The following is a 1,577-nucleotide window of genomic DNA, read 5'->3' on the forward strand; positions in this document are numbered from 1 at the left end:
GATACTGAGCTAGCTAGAAGTTTGGCTTTTTCTTCTAGTACTTGAGCTTGGTTTAAATTTGAGTTTAGCATAGAGCAAACTACCTCGCCCATGTTTGATACTCCAAGTATCATAGCCTTTAGGTCGGCTTCAAGCTCATCGTTTATCTCAACCTTTGCTGTAAAGTCATTTTTAGTATATGAGCTAAGAACATTTGTTATGCCCTTTAAATTTGCCGAGATAGATGTAAAGAATTTGTTTAGTAGCTCTTTTAATTCATTTAGTGATGGGTTGTTTGGAGTTGAGCCTATCTTTGCTCCAAGGTTTCCTTTGATCATTAAATTTGCTACTTGGTTTAGCTCATCTATCATAGTGCTATCTTTTTTGATACCGGCTACGACTTTGTCTATGTTCTCATTTATCGCCCTACTCATCACACCAAATTCGTCATTTGATCTTACCTCTAGCTTGCTTGGTGCTTTTGCTTCGTAGGTTACAAATTTAAATAGATCCTCAAGCTTTTCTTGTATAGTCTTTATCGGGTTAAGAGACTTTTTGAGCAAGAAATAGACAAATGCCGAGAGGATAAGTATAAATAGCGCCGCCAAGGCTAGTTGTATCTTTAGTAGCGGCATAGTTTGGCTTGTGAAAGTATCAGCATTTATAGCAGCTACTGCGAGCCAGCCATCGTCATTTAGTGGCAAAATTTTAGCCGAAACATTTACGCCTTTTGAGTTTTGGTATGAGATCAAGCCATTTTCGTCAAAGTCGCTGTTAGTAAATTTCGCAGCCAGCATCTTTGTCGCGTTTGTGGCTTGATTTATAAGGCTTTCATCCTCATGCAGCAAGATAACGCCCTCTTTATCCATAAAATAGACATAGCCAAACTCGGTTTTGCCCATATCTAGAAGCTTTTTGCTTAAAAGCCTGATATTAACATCAGTAAATGTAGCTCCCGCAAGCTTGCCGTCCTCCACTATCGGGGTAGAAAAAGTCATACATAGGTCGTGCTCTGGGGCGACCATATCGATATATGGCTTTGTAAAGATGGTTTTACCGCTGCCCTTTGCGGCGATATACCAGCCTCTGCCACGTGGGTCGTATTTGTCCTTTTCTGGTGTTAAAGTTTTACCATTTGAGCCATAAGTATAGCCGTTGCTTTGCGCTGCAAAATAGGCGCCTATGACTATTGATTTTAAATTTTCTTTTGTGGATTTTAAACGGACAAGAATTTCATCTTCGTTGCCAACGCTGCCCGTTAGTTTGTCGGCAAGCTTTTGCGAATCCTCCATGTAGTCACTCACAAAACTATGCGTGACAGACTTGATGTCAGATAGAATTTGATCTTGGTTTTGGCTGATAAGCTTCACCACCTTCTCTTTTGCGTTAAAGTAGCTAACAGCCGACATCGCCGCAAAGCAAACACCCAAAAGAACTATAAGCATCAATGCGATCTTGTTTGAAATAGACCTCACTTCATCCTCCTTGTGAAATATTGGTGAAATTATAAAATTTAAAATATAAATTTAATCTTTTATTTAAAATAATATTTTATATTATAAAATGATGAAGACTATAAAAATAATGTAAATTAGCGA

1 protein-coding gene is annotated in these 1,577 nt (G+C 38.4%); it reads right to left on the reverse strand.

Annotated elements, in window-relative coordinates:
• Window positions 1–1,454 (reverse strand): cache domain-containing protein (locus Q0296_RS05235; protein WP_298037510.1); only part of this gene is annotated, 1,454 nt, incomplete at its 3' end.
• Between the last annotated feature and the right edge of the window lie 123 nt (window positions 1,455–1,577).

Source organism: uncultured Campylobacter sp. (assembly GCF_937890585.1).
GTDB lineage: Bacteria > Campylobacterota > Campylobacteria > Campylobacterales > Campylobacteraceae > Campylobacter_A.